This is a genomic window from Pseudoalteromonas sp. M8 (assembly GCF_018141365.1).
In the GTDB taxonomy this organism is placed as follows: domain Bacteria; phylum Pseudomonadota; class Gammaproteobacteria; order Enterobacterales; family Alteromonadaceae; genus Pseudoalteromonas.
This window is the reverse complement of sequence record NZ_CP047239.1, coordinates 798,079-815,757: the sequence shown is the minus strand read 5'-3', so window position 1 is coordinate 815,757 and position 17,679 is coordinate 798,079. Positions and strand designations below refer to the sequence as shown.

14 protein-coding genes are annotated in these 17,679 nt (G+C 43.4%); 10 read left to right on the top strand and 4 right to left on the bottom strand.

What is annotated here, in order from left to right; translation table 11 throughout:
• Positions 1-44 precede the first annotated feature (44 nt).
• The 6 genes from GSF13_RS03285 (at position 45) to GSF13_RS03265 (ending at position 8,655) form a co-directional block, all read left to right on the top strand.
• Positions 45-701 carry an ABC transporter ATP-binding protein gene (locus GSF13_RS03285; protein WP_010603737.1) on the top strand — a complete coding sequence of 219 codons (657 nt, stop codon included), beginning with the start codon at positions 45-47 and terminating at the stop codon, positions 699-701.
• Positions 694-3,159, top strand: coding sequence for an ABC transporter permease (locus tag GSF13_RS03280; protein WP_211865124.1), 2,466 nt, complete (start codon positions 694-696; stop codon positions 3,157-3,159). Before GSF13_RS03285 ends, GSF13_RS03280 begins: the two co-directional genes overlap by 8 nt.
• Positions 3,149-4,216, top strand: a complete 1,068-nt coding sequence (locus GSF13_RS03275) for a lipocalin-like domain-containing protein (RefSeq protein WP_174169520.1) — start codon at positions 3,149-3,151, stop codon at positions 4,214-4,216. Before GSF13_RS03280 ends, GSF13_RS03275 begins: the two co-directional genes overlap by 11 nt.
• Before the next feature lie 178 nt (positions 4,217-4,394).
• Positions 4,395-7,502: an MHYT domain-containing protein gene (locus GSF13_RS03270; RefSeq protein ID WP_249122623.1), complete on the top strand. Its 3,108-nt coding sequence runs from the start codon at positions 4,395-4,397 to the stop codon at positions 7,500-7,502.
• Positions 7,475-7,672 carry a hypothetical protein gene (locus GSF13_RS24545; RefSeq protein WP_249122622.1) on the top strand — a complete coding sequence of 66 codons (198 nt, stop codon included), beginning with the start codon at positions 7,475-7,477 and terminating at the stop codon, positions 7,670-7,672. Before GSF13_RS03270 ends, GSF13_RS24545 begins: the two co-directional genes overlap by 28 nt.
• Positions 7,672-8,655 (top strand): HD domain-containing phosphohydrolase, encoded by a 984-nt coding sequence (locus GSF13_RS03265; protein WP_017217673.1) that lies wholly within the window; start codon positions 7,672-7,674, stop codon positions 8,653-8,655. The genes GSF13_RS24545 and GSF13_RS03265 overlap by 1 nt, the downstream gene beginning before the upstream one ends.
• Here the strand turns inward: GSF13_RS03265 and GSF13_RS03260 are convergent.
• Genes GSF13_RS03260 through GSF13_RS03250 form a run of 3 tightly spaced genes read right to left on the bottom strand, consistent with a single transcriptional unit; the run spans position 8,636 to position 11,044 of the window.
• Complete coding sequence (locus tag GSF13_RS03260; protein ID WP_211865121.1) at positions 8,636-9,151, bottom strand: GNAT family N-acetyltransferase; 516 nt, start codon at positions 9,149-9,151, stop codon at positions 8,636-8,638. The two genes, GSF13_RS03265 and GSF13_RS03260, sit on opposite strands and share 20 nt — an antisense overlap.
• The gene (locus GSF13_RS03255) at positions 9,151-10,485 is read right to left on the bottom strand and encodes an FAD-dependent oxidoreductase (protein WP_206472497.1); all 1,335 of its coding nucleotides are present in this window, start codon (positions 10,483-10,485) and stop codon (positions 9,151-9,153) included. The genes GSF13_RS03260 and GSF13_RS03255 overlap by 1 nt, the downstream gene beginning before the upstream one ends.
• Position 10,486: 1 nt before the next feature.
• On the bottom strand, positions 10,487-11,044 hold the full coding sequence (locus GSF13_RS03250; RefSeq protein ID WP_102058401.1) for a GNAT family N-acetyltransferase: 558 nt from the start codon (positions 11,042-11,044) through the stop codon (positions 10,487-10,489).
• 215 nt (positions 11,045-11,259) lie between these two features.
• On the opposite strand from GSF13_RS03250, the gene GSF13_RS03245 reads away from it, so the two are divergent.
• Positions 11,260-12,699: a chitinase gene (locus GSF13_RS03245; protein WP_174169516.1), complete on the top strand. Its 1,440-nt coding sequence runs from the start codon at positions 11,260-11,262 to the stop codon at positions 12,697-12,699.
• Positions 12,700-13,122: 423 nt separating this feature from the next.
• Here the strand turns inward: GSF13_RS03245 and GSF13_RS24875 are convergent, their stop codons facing one another.
• Positions 13,123-13,248 (bottom strand): hypothetical protein, encoded by a 126-nt coding sequence (locus GSF13_RS24875; RefSeq protein ID WP_282961443.1) that lies wholly within the window; start codon positions 13,246-13,248, stop codon positions 13,123-13,125.
• A gap of 567 nt (positions 13,249-13,815) precedes the next feature.
• Here GSF13_RS24875 and GSF13_RS03235 point away from each other — a divergent pair.
• The 3 genes from GSF13_RS03235 to GSF13_RS03225 all read left to right on the top strand — a co-directional run bounded on the left by GSF13_RS03235 (position 13,816) and on the right by GSF13_RS03225 (position 16,983).
• Positions 13,816-15,369, top strand: a complete 1,554-nt coding sequence (locus GSF13_RS03235; protein ID WP_211865119.1) for a hypothetical protein — start codon at positions 13,816-13,818, stop codon at positions 15,367-15,369.
• Positions 15,370-15,523: 154 nt separating this feature from the next.
• Positions 15,524-16,723 (top strand): RsmB/NOP family class I SAM-dependent RNA methyltransferase, encoded by a 1,200-nt coding sequence (locus tag GSF13_RS03230; protein ID WP_249122621.1) that lies wholly within the window; start codon positions 15,524-15,526, stop codon positions 16,721-16,723.
• A gap of 8 nt (positions 16,724-16,731) precedes the next feature.
• On the top strand, positions 16,732-16,983 hold the full coding sequence (locus GSF13_RS03225; RefSeq protein WP_039496508.1) for a DUF2999 family protein: 252 nt from the start codon (positions 16,732-16,734) through the stop codon (positions 16,981-16,983).
• Positions 16,984-17,679 lie beyond the last annotated feature (696 nt).

Here is a 17,679-nt window from a genome sequence, read left to right as displayed (position 1 = left end):
TACGTTGCGTAGCGTCCACATAGTAGTAAAGGAATGTGCATACAGTGGTAGAAGTTCAAAGTTTAGTCTTCACGCGTCGTGATGGTGAAGTGAATCGAGCTGTATTAGATAAGCTTAGTCTCAGTATTGCTGCTAAAGAACAGGTCGCTATTGTTGGTGATAGCGGGTCGGGTAAAACGACACTTATCCATCTGATTGGTGGTTTGTTAAAGCCCGATAGCGGCAGTATTATTATTGATGGCCGGGATATTACTCAGTTTAATGATATTGAACAGGCGCTCTACCGTCGCAAGTTAGGGATGATATTTCAACACTATCAATTGCTTGCACCTTTATCCGTCTACGACAATATTGTTTTTCAAGCACAGCTCAATCAATTGAACCCAAAGCAAAGCGATGTTGATGCGCTGGCAGAGCGTTTGGGGATTTTACATAAATTAACGGCCTTGCCTCAGCAATTGTCAGGTGGTGAGCAGCAGCGAGTTGGTATCGCACGTGCCATGATCAACAAGCCTAAGTTATTGCTGGCCGATGAGCCGACGGGCAACTTAGATGCTGCGAAAAGCGAAGAAGTGGTATTACTTCTGCGTGAGCTGTGTGAAGAGCAAGGCGTTAACTTGCTTATGGTTACACACAGCCAACACCTTGCTGACAGCCTAGATAGAAAAATCACCATTCAAAATAACCGTGCTTATGGCTAAAACGATGGAACGGCTGAGCGCGTTATCAGAAATTAGGCTGGTACTCACGGTGTTTATGCAGTTCTATAAAAGGCATCTTTGGTTGTTTTTGTTATTCGTTTTTGGCTTATCTTTGGGTAGTGCTTTACTTGGCTCAATTCAAGGACTAAATCAAGAAGCAACGGATCGTTACCAGCAAACCAGCGCACTTATAAATAATCCAATTAGTCACTTTGTTCGGCCAAGCGTAGGCCGCGAGATGTTGACTGGAGATGTATGGACGGCGCTGCGAAACGCAGGAGTCGTATCCGCTGAGCCAGTTTTGGAAGGTGTGCTGGTCGTGCCCAGTGAGAACAGGCTTCGCATTAAAGGGGTTAATACTTTGAAATGGCTTTCTCTACCTAAAGTGCAATCACAGGGAGATAAGTCAGGCAATCAAACTGCACCATTACAATTCGGATTTAATACAATTTACGTATCTGAGGAGATGGCCCAACATTTGTCGCTCAGAAGGCATGAAGTGATCAAGCTTCTTGATACGGATGTGCATTTCGCTGTTTTATCGGAACTTACTGGCGATGTTGCAATAGCCGATATTGCATTAGTTGACCATTTACTGAATTCAGCAGGTCGAATTAGTTATATAGAGATCTCAAATGCAGTATTGGATGAGGCAAAAGTTAGGCAGATTATTGGTGATAAAGCACAGTTGCAAAGTGCACAAGCGCAGTCTTTCGACTCGTTGTCGAAGGCGTTTTTCTTCAACCTGCAAGCGCTTGCATTCCTAGGCTACGTGGTTGGCGCTTTTTTAAGTTTTAACGCTATAAAGCTTTGTCTGCACGCAAGAAAAAAACTACATCAGCAACTCACACTACTTGGATGTATTCAAGCAAATGTAGTCGCAGCGGTAGTCATTGAGGTGCTCGTCTTAAGCTTGATTGCTGCATTGGTGGGCGCAGGTGTGGCTTTCCTAGGGGCGAACTTATTGGTGAGCGAGATCTCTATGGCGTTAGAGAGCCTATTTGCATTAGATAGGCGTTTACCGGTTAATTTCAGTTGGTTAGTCGTGCTGCAAGCATTTGTGTTAAACCTTTTGGTACTTGCAAGTGTGGCATATTGCCAAGTAAAGCCTCTTACTTTTTATAAATCTTGGCAGAGTAAAATAGTGAGTGGAAGTCTATTGGTTACGGCCGCTGGGTATTTTTATCTTGGTAGCGAAGCGCCATTTCATGCGCTTGGGTTGTGCGTTTGCTTACTGTTGCTCTTTTTTATGATAACACCAGTGGCACTGTGGGCTGCGTTTAAAGGTATTCCAACTCAGCATCCATTAGTCAAATGGATGAAAGCAGACAGTGTCGAGCAGATCAGAGTACTTGCAATCAGTGTTTATGCTGTGTTGCTTGCGGTTGGCACTTCCGTAGGGTTGCAAATTATGGTGAGTAGTTTTAGCTCAGCTTTGCAGATCCATTTAGATGGTCGCCTTAGCGCAGATCTATATGTGCGGCCCAGTGAAGTCTCTGATGTGCAATATCAATGGCTCTTAAGCCAAAAGGATATTGAAAAGGCCGGTGTATTTTGGCGTGCAGAGATAAGTTATGGCCTGGGCTCACATCAACAAGGCACTCAATCAGCGAGCTTGATAAGCTTCGGTCGCTCTGGCGAACATCACTACAATCTTACGCTGCTTGCGGGAGCTGTACCTAATAACGAAGTGCTTTACTATGATGCGAATAAAAATGTGAGTGGGTGCCTTGCCAACGAGCCAAGCAAATTATTGTATGGCGTAAAGTTGGGTCAGCGTATTCGTTTGCAACAAGGCAAAAAGCATATTAACTGTGAGATAACGGGTTTTTATTACGATTATGGCGAACAGCGCGCGGTGTTCGTCGCTGTTAGTGACGCAATTGAAAACGCCGGGCTTAACTATGAAGCATATGGTTTTTCAATTGTTCTAAAGCCAGATATTGATACCGCTTTATTTAAGCAAAAGGTCATGCAGCAATTCCATTTAAACGACTCACAAGTGGTTCAAAATCAGCGCTTTAAACAATACGCTACGCGTTTGTTTGAACATACGTTTTACGCAACGCACGCGTTAAATTTAATGATAGTTGCTATCGCGCTATTTGGGTTGTGGGTATCATTACTGACTCTCGGCGCTAAGCAAATTCAACCTTTGGCCATCTTAAAAACATTAGGCGTTACCACTTGGCAATCATTTGCTATTAAATTAGGGCAGAGCGCTGTTATTCTGCTTGTGAGTTTAGTGTTGGCGACGATACTCGGGGGAATGCTCGGGTGGATATTACTTAAATTTGTGATGCCAATTGGCTTCGGTTGGACGATCCCTTTTCTATTACCTTATCTTGAGATCGCGGTCTTTATCACCCTCATTTTTAGTTTAGCTTTGCTGGTTAGTGTACTACCTCTACTCAAACTGAGTCGTCACGATACTGCGGATCTGTTGTATGAAGACTAATTATCTTATCGTTTTATTACTGTTAATGGTGGGAGTCGGCTGCACTCCGGAGCTGTCAGAAGCACCTGCTTCAAAACGTGATTTTTTCAATCTTCAGTTGGGCGATCCGGTCTCTCCCGTATATCAGTTAAGTTTTCCGCGTGATCACGGTAGCCATCCTGATCAAGGCATTGAATGGTGGTATGTTACTGCAAACTTAAAAAGTGATTCAGGGCAAGAATTTGGTGTTCAATGGACGTTATTTAGAACCTCAGTTGTCAGCGTTCAATATGTCAGTCCATGGTGGGATGGTGAGTTATACTTTGCGCATTTTGCAATTCAAGATAATACCAGACACCAATCCTTCGAACGATACGGAAGAGCAGGGCAAGTAAAAATTCAAGCTGACCCATTTATCACGCAATTAGATAACTGGTATTTGCGCAGCGCGACGGAAACATTTTTTCCGTTAACGCTTCATGCTGAGGAAGAAAAAAACAGTGTTAATTTAACACTGAGAAAAAGTCCGATAGTGCTACATGGGAACAATGGCTACAGTGAAAAAACGTCCGACGGCCACGCTTCCATGTACTACAGCTATCCTTTTTTAAGCGTCTCGGGTGAGCTTACTTTTCAAGGTGACACACATCAAGTCAGCGGTGACGCGTGGCTCGATAGGGAATGGTCTTCCTCGTTTATCAGTAAGGCACAAAGCGGCTGGGATTGGTTTAGTATTCGCGGTCAAGACAGATCGAACGGCGCACTAATGGTATTTTGCATTCGTGATAGCCAACAAGTCTACAGAGATTGCCGAGGCACTGAAATTACAGCTGAGGGTAGCACGACAGAAATAGCGCATAAGGATATTCAATTAAGTGTTTTGGAGCAGGTTTCGTTAGATGGAGTAAGCTATCCATTTAAATGGCAACTACGGCTAAAGCACAGTCCTGTTATTCTGATCGAAAGTATCAATCGTGATGCGAGAAACCGGCTGACTATCCCGTATTGGGAAGGAAGAGTAAAAGTGTCCGGTGGCTATACCGGTGAAGGGTACGCTGAGCTAGTCGGATACGAATAGCCCGCATTGGCTATACCGATTAACTTGTACCTATATTGTCTTTAAACTTCCTAGTGAGATAGTATTAGCCCACATTAAACATGAATTTATCCTGAAATCTTGTTTTAACAGCGATTTTTTCTGTCAAACTCAGTCCTAGAAAGCTAGACTCTAGGAATATCTTACTATCCGTGTTGCTATGTTAAATACGTTTTTTGTAACCGATCCCGCACCAGAGTTGCTACTCAACGGAACTTATGATGCTACGCTTGTAGCGTTATCTGTACTTGTGGCTGTTATCGCCTCATTTTTTACGCTTATCCAGATTGACTTTGCTGAGCAAAATCAAAATAGTCGTATAAATCGGCTTGCAAAATTTGGCGGTGCTGTAGCCATGTCTGGTGGTATTTGGAGTATGCACTTCATTGGCATGTTAGCGTTCTCACTTTGTGTTGAAGTGGATTACGATCCTTGGCTTACTGCGGCGTCCATCTTCCCCGCTTTCTTAGGTTGTTGGGTTTCGTTTGATTTGATAACTCGACCAAATGTCACACTTGCAGTAAAGGGGCTCGCCGCGGTCATTTTGGGGGCGGGCATTGGCACCATGCACTATAGCGGTATGGAAGCCATGCAGCTTGGCCCTATGCTGGGTTACGACCCCGCACTTTTTGGTTTATCAATTGTTGTCGCTGTGTCACTTGCCTTCATCGCAATTCAAGCAAGAAGTAAACTGCGTGATTATGTCAGTGATAACAATATCAGTGTTGTAAGATGGCTAGGCGCTTTGGCACTTGGGGCATCGGTGTCAGGAATGCATTACACGGGCATGCAGGCGGCAAAATTTGTATCTGACTCACCAATTATCAGCCAAGAAATGCAAGAGCAGCATACTCAATCGCTTGCATTGTTTATTGCTGCTGTCAGTATGATCATTAGCGCTTTATCTGCGCTTATTCATACCGCGAGCAAGTACCGCTCAGTGGCTGCAGACAAAGCCGCTAATGAATCTAGGCTTGCGGCTATCCTAGAAACAGCCGTTGATGGGATCATCACTATCAATGGTGATGGTATCATTAAAAGCTGTAACCCGTTAGTTGAACGAATTTTAGGATGGTCTGAGCGAGAAACGCTTGGTCGCAATGTTGCTGTGTTTTTACCTAAAGAAGCGCAAACGAAAGTATCATTCGACAGCACTTACCTTGAACAATTTAAGGGGGTTGGCCGTGAAATCAAGGCGCTACACAAGCACGGGCATCTGGTACCTATTCGGCTGGGAATAGGAGAGGTTGAGTTAAAAGACCAAAGCGCGTTTTATGTGGGTTTTATCACTGACTTAACAGCGCAAAAGCAAATGGAAGAAGCACTGATTGAGCAGGAATCGCGTCATCGGACGCTGCTAAATAACATGCCTGGCGTGGCATTTCGTTGCCGGATTGATAGCAAATGGACGATATCGTTCGTAAGTCCCATTGTCGAGCAGCTTACAGGCTACCGAGCAGAAGAATTTATTTCTGGGCAAGTTCATTTTGCCAGCTTGATTATTGAAGATGACAAAAGCTTAACGCACGATGTGGTTGAACAAGCACTGCAATGCGGCAAAGCGAGTTACTCGCAGGAATATCGAATATTACACAAATCAGGCCATACCAAGTGGGTGCTGGATAAAGGTTCATTTGAATACGATCAAGCGGGTAAAGTTGAGGGCATTGCGGGCGTATTACTTGATATTAGCGAGCGCAAGAACATGGAAGACGAACTACGTGGCGCAAAAAGCATTGCTGAAAGCGCAGCGGCGTCCAAGCAAGCGTTTTTAGCGAACATGAGTCATGAAATTCGCACACCGATGAATGCCATTTTAGGATTTAGTGAAGTACTGAGAGAGTCTGAGCTGAAACCTGATCAAAGTAAGCATGTAAATACGATACTTACGAGTGCAAAGGCGCTACTGCACTTGCTTAACGATATTTTAGACTCCGCTAAGCTGGACCAAGGCAAGCTCGACCTGATTGAGAATGATTTCTGTATTTCTGAGCTACTCGACAACGTGGTATCGACGTTTTGGTATCAAGCAAAGAAAAAGGGCTTAAAACTAGAGCTCACGATGAGTCACAGTTTGCATCAAACTTATCATGGTGCTTCCGACCGCTTACGGCAGGTATTGGTAAATTTATTGGGTAATGCCATTAAATTTACTGCACAGGGCCGTGTAGAGCTTAGCGTTGAGTCCTCTCATGACAATTATGTACTGTTTAAAATTGCGGACACAGGTATAGGGATTGCCAACGATAGACTAGATTCAATTTTCAATCCCTTTGAACAGGCCGATGAGAGCATGAGTCGCCGCTTTGGTGGTACAGGCCTTGGGACGACCATTAGTCGCCAGCTAGTCGAGTTAATGGGTGGAAAAATATGGGCTCACAGTGAGCTTGGAAAAGGGTCTACTTTCTACTTTACTGTGCCTCTTAAGAAAATCGCGGCATTCACAATAGCGCAAGATGTTCATGTCGAACTTCCCCCACTAAATATCTTGGTTGCCGATGATATTCAACAAAATACCGAATTGTTGAGCTTATTACTTGAAAAGCAAGGTCATAGTATAGAGGTCGCAGGAGATGGGCTTGAGGCCATCGAAAAAGCAAAAGCGCAACAATACGATCTTATTCTAATGGATATTCATATGCCGGGTTGTGATGGACTTGAGGCGACGCGCACTATCAAAGCATATGAACGAGAAAATAGGCAACAAGAGACACCGGTAATCGCACTCACCGCGAGTGTGTTAGGCGAGGATAGAGCGGCTGCAAAAGCTGCAGGGATGGCTGCATTTGCCTCAAAACCGGTGGTGATAGAAGATTTAACTCGCACTATTGCTGAGACACTCAATATCAATATTGCTCATACGGCGATTGGAGTAAGGCAAACCAGCAACAAGCAGCTTATAAATAGAGCTAGAGCGATAAATTTGTGGGGCAGTGAAGCTCGATTTTTAAAAGAATTGGCGCGTTTTTGGGACGGTAAAAGAGAAGAAGTGGTAGCGCTTTTTGCCCACGAAGGTCAGTTTACGAATGATGTACTACAGAGTATTCATACCATCAAAGGCGTTGCTGGAAACTTGGCGTTGGAGACACTTTTTGCTCTGCTTGAGCAGATAGAGGGTAAGAAGGAAATTGACGAGCGCTTGAGAGCTAAAATGGCGCTCATTATTGAAAAACTAGACGACGTGGTTGGACTGAGTGATGAAGAAGTTGTAACCAACGCGTTGAGTGAGGGGACGTTTTTTTGTTTAAGCAAAACTTGCCACAAGTAAAAGAGATGATAGATGAGGCGCAAGTCGAGGATGATGTGCTTGACGCATTGTTAGAGAGCGCGCCCCTTACGTACCGAAGCCAGGTAGAGGCGTTGAAACATGCATTGGATGATTTTGAATTTGAACGTGCGGAGGAAATTCTCGCACAATTAATGAGTACTGATGTGTAATGATAAATGACCACAAGCCTCTGATCCTAGCCGTTGACGATGAAGCAACGAATCTCCAAATTTTAAAGCAAACGCTGGGTAATCAGTATCGTATGAAGTTTGCAAAGTCTGGAAAATTGGCGCTGGAGCTAGTAGATAAGGAACTACCTAACTTAATTTTACTCGATGTTATGATGCCAGAAATGACAGGCTTTGAGGTTTGCTCCAAATTAAAAGAAGATCCTACCACTGCGAGGATCCCGGTGATTTTTGTGACCGCCTTGAGTGAAGAGTTTGACGAAGCTCGAGGCTTTGAGTTAGGTGGTGTTGATTACATCACAAAGCCTATCAGCCCTGCGATAACTAGAGCGCGAGTGAAGACGCACTTGTCTTTAGTCAGTGCTACTGAGCTTAAAAGTGCATACGTTGAACTGATGCAGCGGCTCGGTCAGGCGGCGGAATACAAAGATAATGAAACAGGCCAACATATTGCAAGAATGAGCCGCTACTGCTTTGTGCTTGCTAAAGCTTGCGGTTTACCGGAAGCGTATGCGGAAGATTTGATGCTCGCCGCCCCGATGCACGATATTGGCAAGGTCGGTATTGCCGACAGCATTTTGCTGAAACCTGGACGTTTAGATGCCGAAGAATATGAGGTGATGAAACAACATGCTGAGCTGGGTGCAAACATACTTGCGGACTCTGATTCAAAACTCGTCAAGCTTGCATATTTAATGGCGATGGAGCACCACGAGAAATTTGATGGAAGCGGTTATCCAAAAGGATTAAAAGGGGAAGAAATCTCACTTGAAGGACGGATCTGTGCGCTTGCGGACGTGTTTGATGCGCTTACTTCAAAGCGCCCATATAAAGAGGCTTGGCCTATCGAAAAGGCATTGGCCTTCATTCATTCTGAAAGTGGTAAGCACTTTGACCCAAAGTTAGTTGAATTGCTCGATGAAAACCTACCAGAAATCCTAAAGATTAAAGCACAGTATGACTAATCCCCGGTGCGTGGTAGACATTATTCTCAATTTCCCATTGATGAAATTGAAAACGGTGTTTACCAATCAGCGCCAGTCCCAGTTTTTCGTAAAATCGATTTGATTCGTTCTCGACCCAAGTATAGAGCCAGTACCGCTCGCCAAGTTTGTCTACCATATGAGAAAGTAACCGCCGACCTATCCCACATCCTTGAAACCGGCCTAGCACATAGAGTCTCTCTACTTCAAAGCCAAGATCTTGCTGGTGGTATCTCGAGTGACGGTTAGCTTGAATATAACCTTGTATCGCACCTTGATGCGTTGCGATGTAAATGCTGATCTCTTCTTGCTGTAGCAAAGATATAAAGTAGGTTTCTGTAAAGGTAGAAAGCGCATATTCTGCGTATTCTTGTCGGAGTCCTTGGACTGCATAGGTATCGAGCCAAACCTGAATCGATAGCGCGGCAAGCTTTAATGCATCAGAGGGTACAGCTGGGCGAATTGTGGCGTTGGGCATTACGTTACCTTATCCATTATTTGCGCATATTGGTAATACGCTAGTTGGCCCACTCTTCTTAATTGTGGCATTGGAAATTTAGGCAGCGGCTTTGTATAGATGGGTAAATCAGGCACTTTATGACCCATTAATTTTTCAGCAAGACGAATGCTTGCCTGAGCACTAAATGCCACACCTGAGCCACAATATCCGAGCACATATCCAGTGTTATTTTCACTGTAGATATGGGGGAGATCATCAAGTGCGGCGGCAATATAGCCACTCCAGAAGTAATGAACTTTAGCATTGAGGTTAGGAAAGCAATCGTTAAGCGCTGAACGCAAGTTGTGTTGGTATTTAGCGTTATCCTGATCGTGGCCAAACACCGCACCTCGTCCACCAAATAAAATGCGATTGTCGGGAAGGCGACGATAGTAGTATTTAAGCCGTCTGGTATCCATGACGACTTGCTCTGTCATTAAGCCATTGACAGCAAGTTGCTCATCGCTGAGTGGTTCAGTCACGATAATACTACTTAAAATAGGCAGGTAACGTCCTTGAGTTAATGGCGAAAAATGTCGTTGAGCGTAGGCATTTGCTGCGATCACGACTTTGTTCGCCGAGACTCTGTGGCCATTCACTTCTAGCTGGTGGTTGCCATTTTGGTTCTGGTAATGAGTGACCAAACTATTTTCATAAAGTTGCACACCAGCTTGCTGTGCTAAAGCCTTGTAACCTAGTAACAGCTTCAAAGGGTGAACACCAAACGCGTTGTCAAATCGCAATGCGCCAAACCCTTGCTGGTTGTGCATATAGGTTTCGGTCAGTTGTTGCTGAGACAGTAACTGATGGCTCTTGCTACCCATGGTTGCAGTGAGAAATTCGGACTGCGCTTTTAGTAGCGAAAATGCTTGCTGATTGTGTGCAACTTTCAAATAGCCAGATGCTTGCACATTGCAATCAATGTGATTGGCGTCGATATGTTCACGGACCAAAGCAACGGCGTTGTTGTACTCTTGATATATGGCTTTACTGACATCCAGACCATACTTTTTGGCCAGTTGCGCATAACCAAGCCGTCCCGTACTTGGTAGCACAAATCCCGCATTTCTCGCGCTCGCGCCAAAGCCAACTTGATTGGCTTCAAATAGGGCAACGCTTTGGTGATGAGTGGTTGCCAAATGGTAGGCGGTAAGTAAGCCCGTAAAACCACCACCGATCACAGCGATATCTACTTGTAATGATTTATCTAGCGAAGGGGTGGGGGTACCTATAGGGCAGGTTGCAGCCCAGTAGCTATTGGCAAAAGCTTGGCCTTGGCAATGTGGCTGAGTGAGTGGATCAAACCCTGACATCTTAAAACTCCAATACCATTTCTGCTGCTTGGCAATGGCATTCAGTACCACAAATAGTACAGACATAGCCGTGATAGATACAGTCGTCTAACCACTTATCATCATGGACTTTGATCAGTTTGCCACCGGCCTTAGTGAAGTATTTAACGGCACCGTTACCTGGGCTTTGTTTCCAAAGATGTGCAACGCCAGCTCTCGCGCCTTGTTGTGTTAATGCTGTTATTGCGTGTTTTAGTAATTGGGGTCCAATACCTTGGCCCTGTGCGTTCGGTGATACCGCGATACATTTAAAATATGCCATATCATTTTGATCAACAGGCCACAAAGACGGTGAACTCCACCTATCTATAGGCCATTGTCCGGCGCTATATGATGTTCTAAAACCGAGTAATTCGCCTTCATCGTTTAGGGCAACAAAGGAAGCATTAATACCGTTTTTACAGCCTTTTTGGTGCATTTGTTCAATGCTTGCGTCATCAAGATAATTATCACCATGAACGAGATTACCAAGTGCGATAACACGCTCGAAATGTTCTGGTTGTAAAGGAATAATTTTCATAGGCTGCTCTATTGTTGTTATTTACTGTGAGGCGTTTTGACTAGCATACCACGTTAGATTATGTACCAAAAACGCTAAGGTTCATCGATTTGAGTAAACGTTATTACATATGTTGTAAGAATAAAAAGTGAACAAAATTTGACAGCGATGTCATTTTGTTAATAATTGTTGAGTTGATGAGTCTCATTATTAACAACAACATGTAAAGGAAAAGTATGAATACTCTAAAACTAGCGACTGCAGTTTCGCTTGCCATAACTGCAAGTCAAGTAATGGCCATGAGTCCGCAGCCCGATCCACAAAACCCCAATGGTTATATTGTTTCTCGAATAGAATTGAAGAATGCCGAGAGCGCGAAAACCAACAACCCTATGTATGCTATTTGGTCTAAAGCACTGGAAACAAGAGACAATACAGTTGTAGAGGCAATTTCGCCGGGCCTTGCCAGTAACCCTGATAATGTAAAAAGAGCTGAACGGGTATTTGGTCAAACCCAGTGGCAATTTCTTACGCAAATGGCGGCACCTGAATACACCTACACGCGTTTTTTACGTGCCATTGGTAAATTTCCCGCATTTTGCGGCGACTATACTGATGGCCGAGACGCCGATGCAATTTGTAAACGCTCTATTGTGACTGCTTTTGCGCATTTTGCCCAAGAAACAGGGGGGCATATTGCCAAAGACAACATTTCTGATAACCCTCTCGGGTTAGAAGAGTGGCAACAAGCTTTGGTGCATGTGCGTGAAATGGGTTGGTCAGAAGGACAAGTAGGCTATACCACAGGGTGTGGACAAAATGACTGGCAAAATCGCCGCTGGCCATGTGGGGCGGGACAAGGATATTTTGGCCGAGGCGCTAAGCAGCTTTCATATCACTTCAACTACGGCGCGTTCAGTGAAGTCATGTTTAACGGTGATGCAACGGTGTTATTAAACAATCCGGGCTTAGTGGCTGACTCTTGGCTAAATTTAGCGTCTGCAATTTGGTTTTTCTTAACGCCGCAAGCGCCAAAACCTGCAATGTTACACGTTATTGATAGAACTTGGACGCCATCCTTGCGTGAAAGTGAGGCTGGGATTGGTTATGGCTTTGGTACCACGATTAATATTATCAATGGCGGTATTGAGTGTGGCGCGCAAAATAAAGACAAGGGTCAGCCCGTTAACCGCATTCGTTATTGGGAAGGGCTTTCGCATTATTACAACATCACGATTGAAGCCGATGAAGAAAATACCTGTTGGCAGCAAACACCATACGGAAGCTTAAATCTTGACGGCGCAACTGATGTCCTCTACACCAACTGGGAAGGTGATTGGGCTTATTATGCAGATCGCCCCGGAGGATATTCATTTGAGTGTAAACTCGTGGGGTATCAAACGGCTTATTCAGCGCTTGTACCAGGAGACTACGAGAAATGCGTGACAAACTTTTATCAATCACACGCAAGCTGGCCTGAAGTACGAGTTGTCGATGATTTACCAACCAATCCTACCGAACCGCCTGTTGACGGTGTACCCGCTTGGGATGCCGACAAGGTTTACTTAAAAGGTGATAGAGCGAGCTACAATGGTGTGATCTACGAAGCCAAGTGGTGGACTAAAGGCAATATACCTGCTGCCGATGGCTCTGGCCCTTGGTTGGCTGTTAACTAGATAGTGTTGGCGGGTTTCCCGCCTCTATTCTTAATAGATTTATTTTTTCCTAAAACTCACCTTGTATTACTTTTAGTTCTATTTATTTTTTAAAAACACCCCGTCTTATTACTACTGAAATTTTATTGTTATTTATTTAATTTTTTGTTTTTATTAATTGTTTTTTGATGGTTTTTGGTTTTTTTATAGTTTTTAATATTTAAAAAACTGTATGTTTTGTTTTTCAAGTTTTTGAAAAAAATTCCCAAATTTGTTCTTTGTTTCGCTTAATTGAGTTTTTATTGATGTACATTTTGTTGTTTTTTATATGTAACTTCGTTGTGGCTAAGGTGCTAGGATGGGATTCCCTTTTGCTCGCAGATTAACCAAAGAGTAACTCCGTCCTAAAATCACCTTTCCAATCTGTTCTTCTTCGTTTCGCAGCTAAACGGTCTTTTTACCTTGATGTTGCGCAACTTGTTGAAATAAGGCTAGCCCATTATCAACATCAAATGCACTAACCACATTTAGCGCATTGTACACATTGTCTTTCCAGCATCCTCGAAGCATCTATCAATTGCTATGTGTGGCTTTTGAGGTGCTTCTCGACGAGAATTAATCCATTTTAACAGTGCCTCGAGTAAAGTATCTGCATCTAATGCTCTGATTATATTAGCAACACAATGACGTTTTGGAATGTCATTTTCAAAGGAACAATGATGCCTTAGCCAATCCAGTTGCAGCTCACCAAACTTTTGAATTGATTTCCATCCGTCAGCGCCACTAAATATGGCAATCAAAGTTAATATGTCGACAAGACCATTACATCAGGTTCTTTAATATTAACATCAGTTCTAGGGTCTTCAATCCAGCCTAAATGTGCAATGATGCTCATTGTAACGACCTAAAAAATTGCGATGCTCAATCAGATCATAAAAGCCCAATACTCGTCAATTTACAGTTCGCTCCCGTCCTGAGTAGCTAATTAGGACTTTGTACTAATTTGTTACGTTATAGTGCCTGTTTGACAATCCATGATATAGTCTCTAAGAAAATTTTTGTTAATTTGTTATGGTTGAATATTTTGCTTAGTAGGCAAAATATAATGTATCGAGCACCATTCTAAGGATAGGTTTTATGGTTAAAATAACAGGTACTTTATTTGCCGTTTCGTCTTTGTTATTTATTTCTGGTTGCGGTGGAGGGAGTGATTCAAATGATCCTATACCGGATCCAATTAAACCGCCACCAGATCCAGTTATAGTTGAGCCCGATCCCAGTGTGTTTATGGACGCAATTGAACAGCAGGGCAAACAGTACGTCGCAGATGCAATCGAAGTAATGACCTCGCAAGGCATAAACTGTACAGATACGACAGCGACCCATGAAATGTGCGATATCGTTAATGTAAAGTTTAATGATGGTGTGTTTGATCAATCTCGGACAAAATCATCGCAAACATTGCTAGTTTTAGATTATGGAATGGACTTTCATACGGCGCTTAGATACCGCTCTCGAGTCAAGGCTGCGTTTAAATATGACCCTCAATCCAAAACTTTTATCGCGGATAATCCAGAGGTAAACCTTTCAAAGCTGGGAGTTAAACTATTAACAGAGGTCAATCAGTTTACCTTTACGAATGAAAAATTTGACTCTCCGCAGCCTGCATTTCTACCCGCCGCGTGGTTATCTGATCTCGCTATTAAATATAGGGCAGTAGTGCCTGCTGATAAAGCAGATAGAGTCACGAAGCGTAATTTTAATAGTCACGGCACTAAGGTATTTGGTTATCTTGCTCAGCATAACCCTGAGGCAGAGTTTGTTGCTATTGATACTGAGTCTTTCTCACCTTTTATTCAGCATAAAAACGCGCTCTGTGCGCAAGATGTCAGTGAATTTTCTCGTTTCATGACCAGTGCAGCAAGCTCGTTAACTGCTGATATTATTGAAGCGAACGAAGTTGAATTTATTAACTATTCGGGCGGCTTTACGCTACAAGATGTGTATATCGCATGGCAGCAGAATGCGTGTTCGGGAGAGCTGAATAACGCAAAAGCTACAGAGTTTTTATATGCTTTGAAGCCTGTTTATGAGGCAATATTTAGCTCACCCAACGCGCTTGCATTTCATGCTGGTAACATTGATGCTGTGACAAGCAATGATGACTTGGATCTCATGCAATTTAGCAATCGAATTCGGGTTTATCAGTATTCAACTTCAGCAAAAAACACGACAATTCAGCCATTTGGAAAGTCTGAGTGGCAACAGGTTTACGTAGAGCAGCCAGACAGTTTTGTCGGCAATGAAAGCATCGATTTGTATATTAATGTTGGTTATGACCCATACGACAGCACGGCAAAAAATAGTACGCCTAAAATGGAACCTGATGTGCTTGGTATGCGCTATGGTGTAGAGCAAGCTTTGTATGGCTCCTCTTGGACAACACCAGTTGCAACATCATACGCGATAAATGAGCAGGTCAAGCTTGCTACTGAAACGGGTGTGAGCACTTTTGACCCTCAGGTGTTAAAAACAAGACTACTACCAGACTCTTGTAATGATTCTGGCGGCTATCAAGGAAACGAGACGCTCGCTAAGTTTATTGAACAAGGGCAGGGGATCTGCCGTATTCAGGACCCATTGCGTCACCGAGCTGATGAGCTCAACCGTATTGGATATTTAAGCCGATAATCGACTCGCTGTAATAATGTAAAAATGAATCGAAGTCGCATATTGTTGTGTACTTCGATTCATTACCTTAATTTCAGCTAATATCATAAACTCCAATTGAAGCCCCTTGGTATGCGCGCTAAAATAGTGTTTTAGCAATAATCGAGACCATATCGTGTCTGTAACTCGCTCGTTAGTCCAAACTCTGTCTGAGTGCATTGAACATGTGCTAGATACTTCTCTTCATGCCGATAAAGCATTAACTCAATTACTACAGAACAACCCTCAGTGGAGCCTTGATGAAAGGCAGTATGTGGTGAGTAACTATTACCATATCTTCCGCTTTAAACGGTTACTGGCTTACCTACTTGAGCATGAAGAAATGCCGCTAGATGGCTTTGGCTATTGGCTAACTTGCCAAGTTGTTACAGCGCAGCCGCTACCTGAGTGGGTGGATACTGAGCGTTATAATCTGGAAAAGCTACAAAGTTTAATCGAGCAGGCGCCTCAAGCTGTTCGCTTATCTTTACCAGATTGGTTAAACGAGATTGCGAATGAGCAACTGGGTGAGCAGTGGCCAGCGGTTGCATCCGCGCTAAATCAAAGTGCTCAACAATATTTGCGAGTCAATAGCCTAAAAAGCGATATTGCGACAGTAACAGAGTCTCTGGCAAAAGAAGGGATCAAGGTTTCACAGGTTGCGCTTGATTCTCATGTCGCGCTAAAAGTTGAGTCCAATAGCCATCTGTTCCGCTCTCAAGCATTTCAGGCGGGTTGGTTTGAAATGCAAGATGCAGGTTCTCAGCAAATCGTGCCTTTTTTAGAAATACAGCCCGGTCATAAAGTGGTTGATGCCTGTGCAGGCGCTGGTGGTAAGAGTTTGCATATAGCGGCGCTAATGGAGAATAAAGGTCGCTTGTTGTCTATGGATATCCATGAACATAAGCTTGAAACGCTGAAACAACGAGCGAAACGTGCTGGTGTGCATGTTGCTGAAACGCGCGTTATTCAAAACAATAAAACCATTAAGCGCCAAAAAGAGAAGTTTGATCGCGTGCTATTGGATGTACCGTGCTCTGGTCTTGGTGTATTAAAGCGGAATCCAGATGCAAAGTGGCACTTGAATTCGCAAAATTTAGACACACTTATTGCTTTGCAAACCGATATTCTGGCGCGTTACAGTCAAATGTGTAAGGTGGGCGGCAAACTGGTGTATGCAACTTGCTCCATTCTTCCTTCTGAAAATGAGCAGCAGGTTGAACGCTTTTTGGCAAATAACCCCAATTGGCAGCTAGAAGACTCACTACATTTACTTCCAGGAGTAAATTCAGAATTTGACGGTTTTTACGCCGCACGATTAGTAAAAAATAGTTAGGAAACAAGATGAACCCAATCATTGCATTACTTAAAGAGCACAATATTTCGGATGAACAGATCCAAGCGGTATTTACCCAGCTGACTGAAAATCCAATGATGGCGATGGCGACTATTCAGCAACTCGGTATTCCACCCGAAAAACTTCAACAGTTGATGGCTTTGGTAATGCAAAATCCTGCACTGATCAAAGAAGCAGTTAACGAATTAGGTCTTGATTTTGAAAAGGTTGAGGCTGCAAAAGCACAGCTAAAACAGTAGTATTAATGGCTATGCCCTAGACAAGCTCAGACTTGTCTAGGGCATAGCTAAATAATTCACATGCAGATCAAATCTTGTGAGTAAAACCACTGTATACCCCAAATAAAAATGTAAGAATTGCAGAAAATAGTGTCGAGCCTATCGCATAGGCTAGGACTGCCTTACCCCAATTTCTCCACTTTACCAACTCATGTTCCGCCATTTTATAGTTAAGTATTATGCTGTACAAACCAGAAAATAAGAGCGAAAAAATTGCGTAAAGCTGCTCGCCGAAGATACCAAGCAGTAGTGGAATTGAGAATAGCAGGACGCTTAAGGTTAGAATGAGTAGGTGTCCTATAGCGTACTCCAGCATTGTGTAGGGCACAGAGCGATACACTAGCTTAGAGGCTAATCCGAGTAAAAATGCCAGGATAAAGACGCGATAAACATGAGTTGCCTCATAAAGTACGATTTCAGATTGCCATTTGAGCTGATCTTTCGATTCCAAAAGTTGACTGCTGGATATGAAACTGATTTCAAGTAGATGCGAGGCAAGCACGATCACGGTGAGTAGAATAAAACTAAACTTGAAGGGATTACCAAAGCGGCTTCTCTGCCCATTCAAATATCCAAGAATAGTCTTGAAAGGTCTAAGTAATAATCCAAAAAGCAACTTAAAAAAAGGGGATTCGAGTTCAAGCAGTGCGCTTTGAA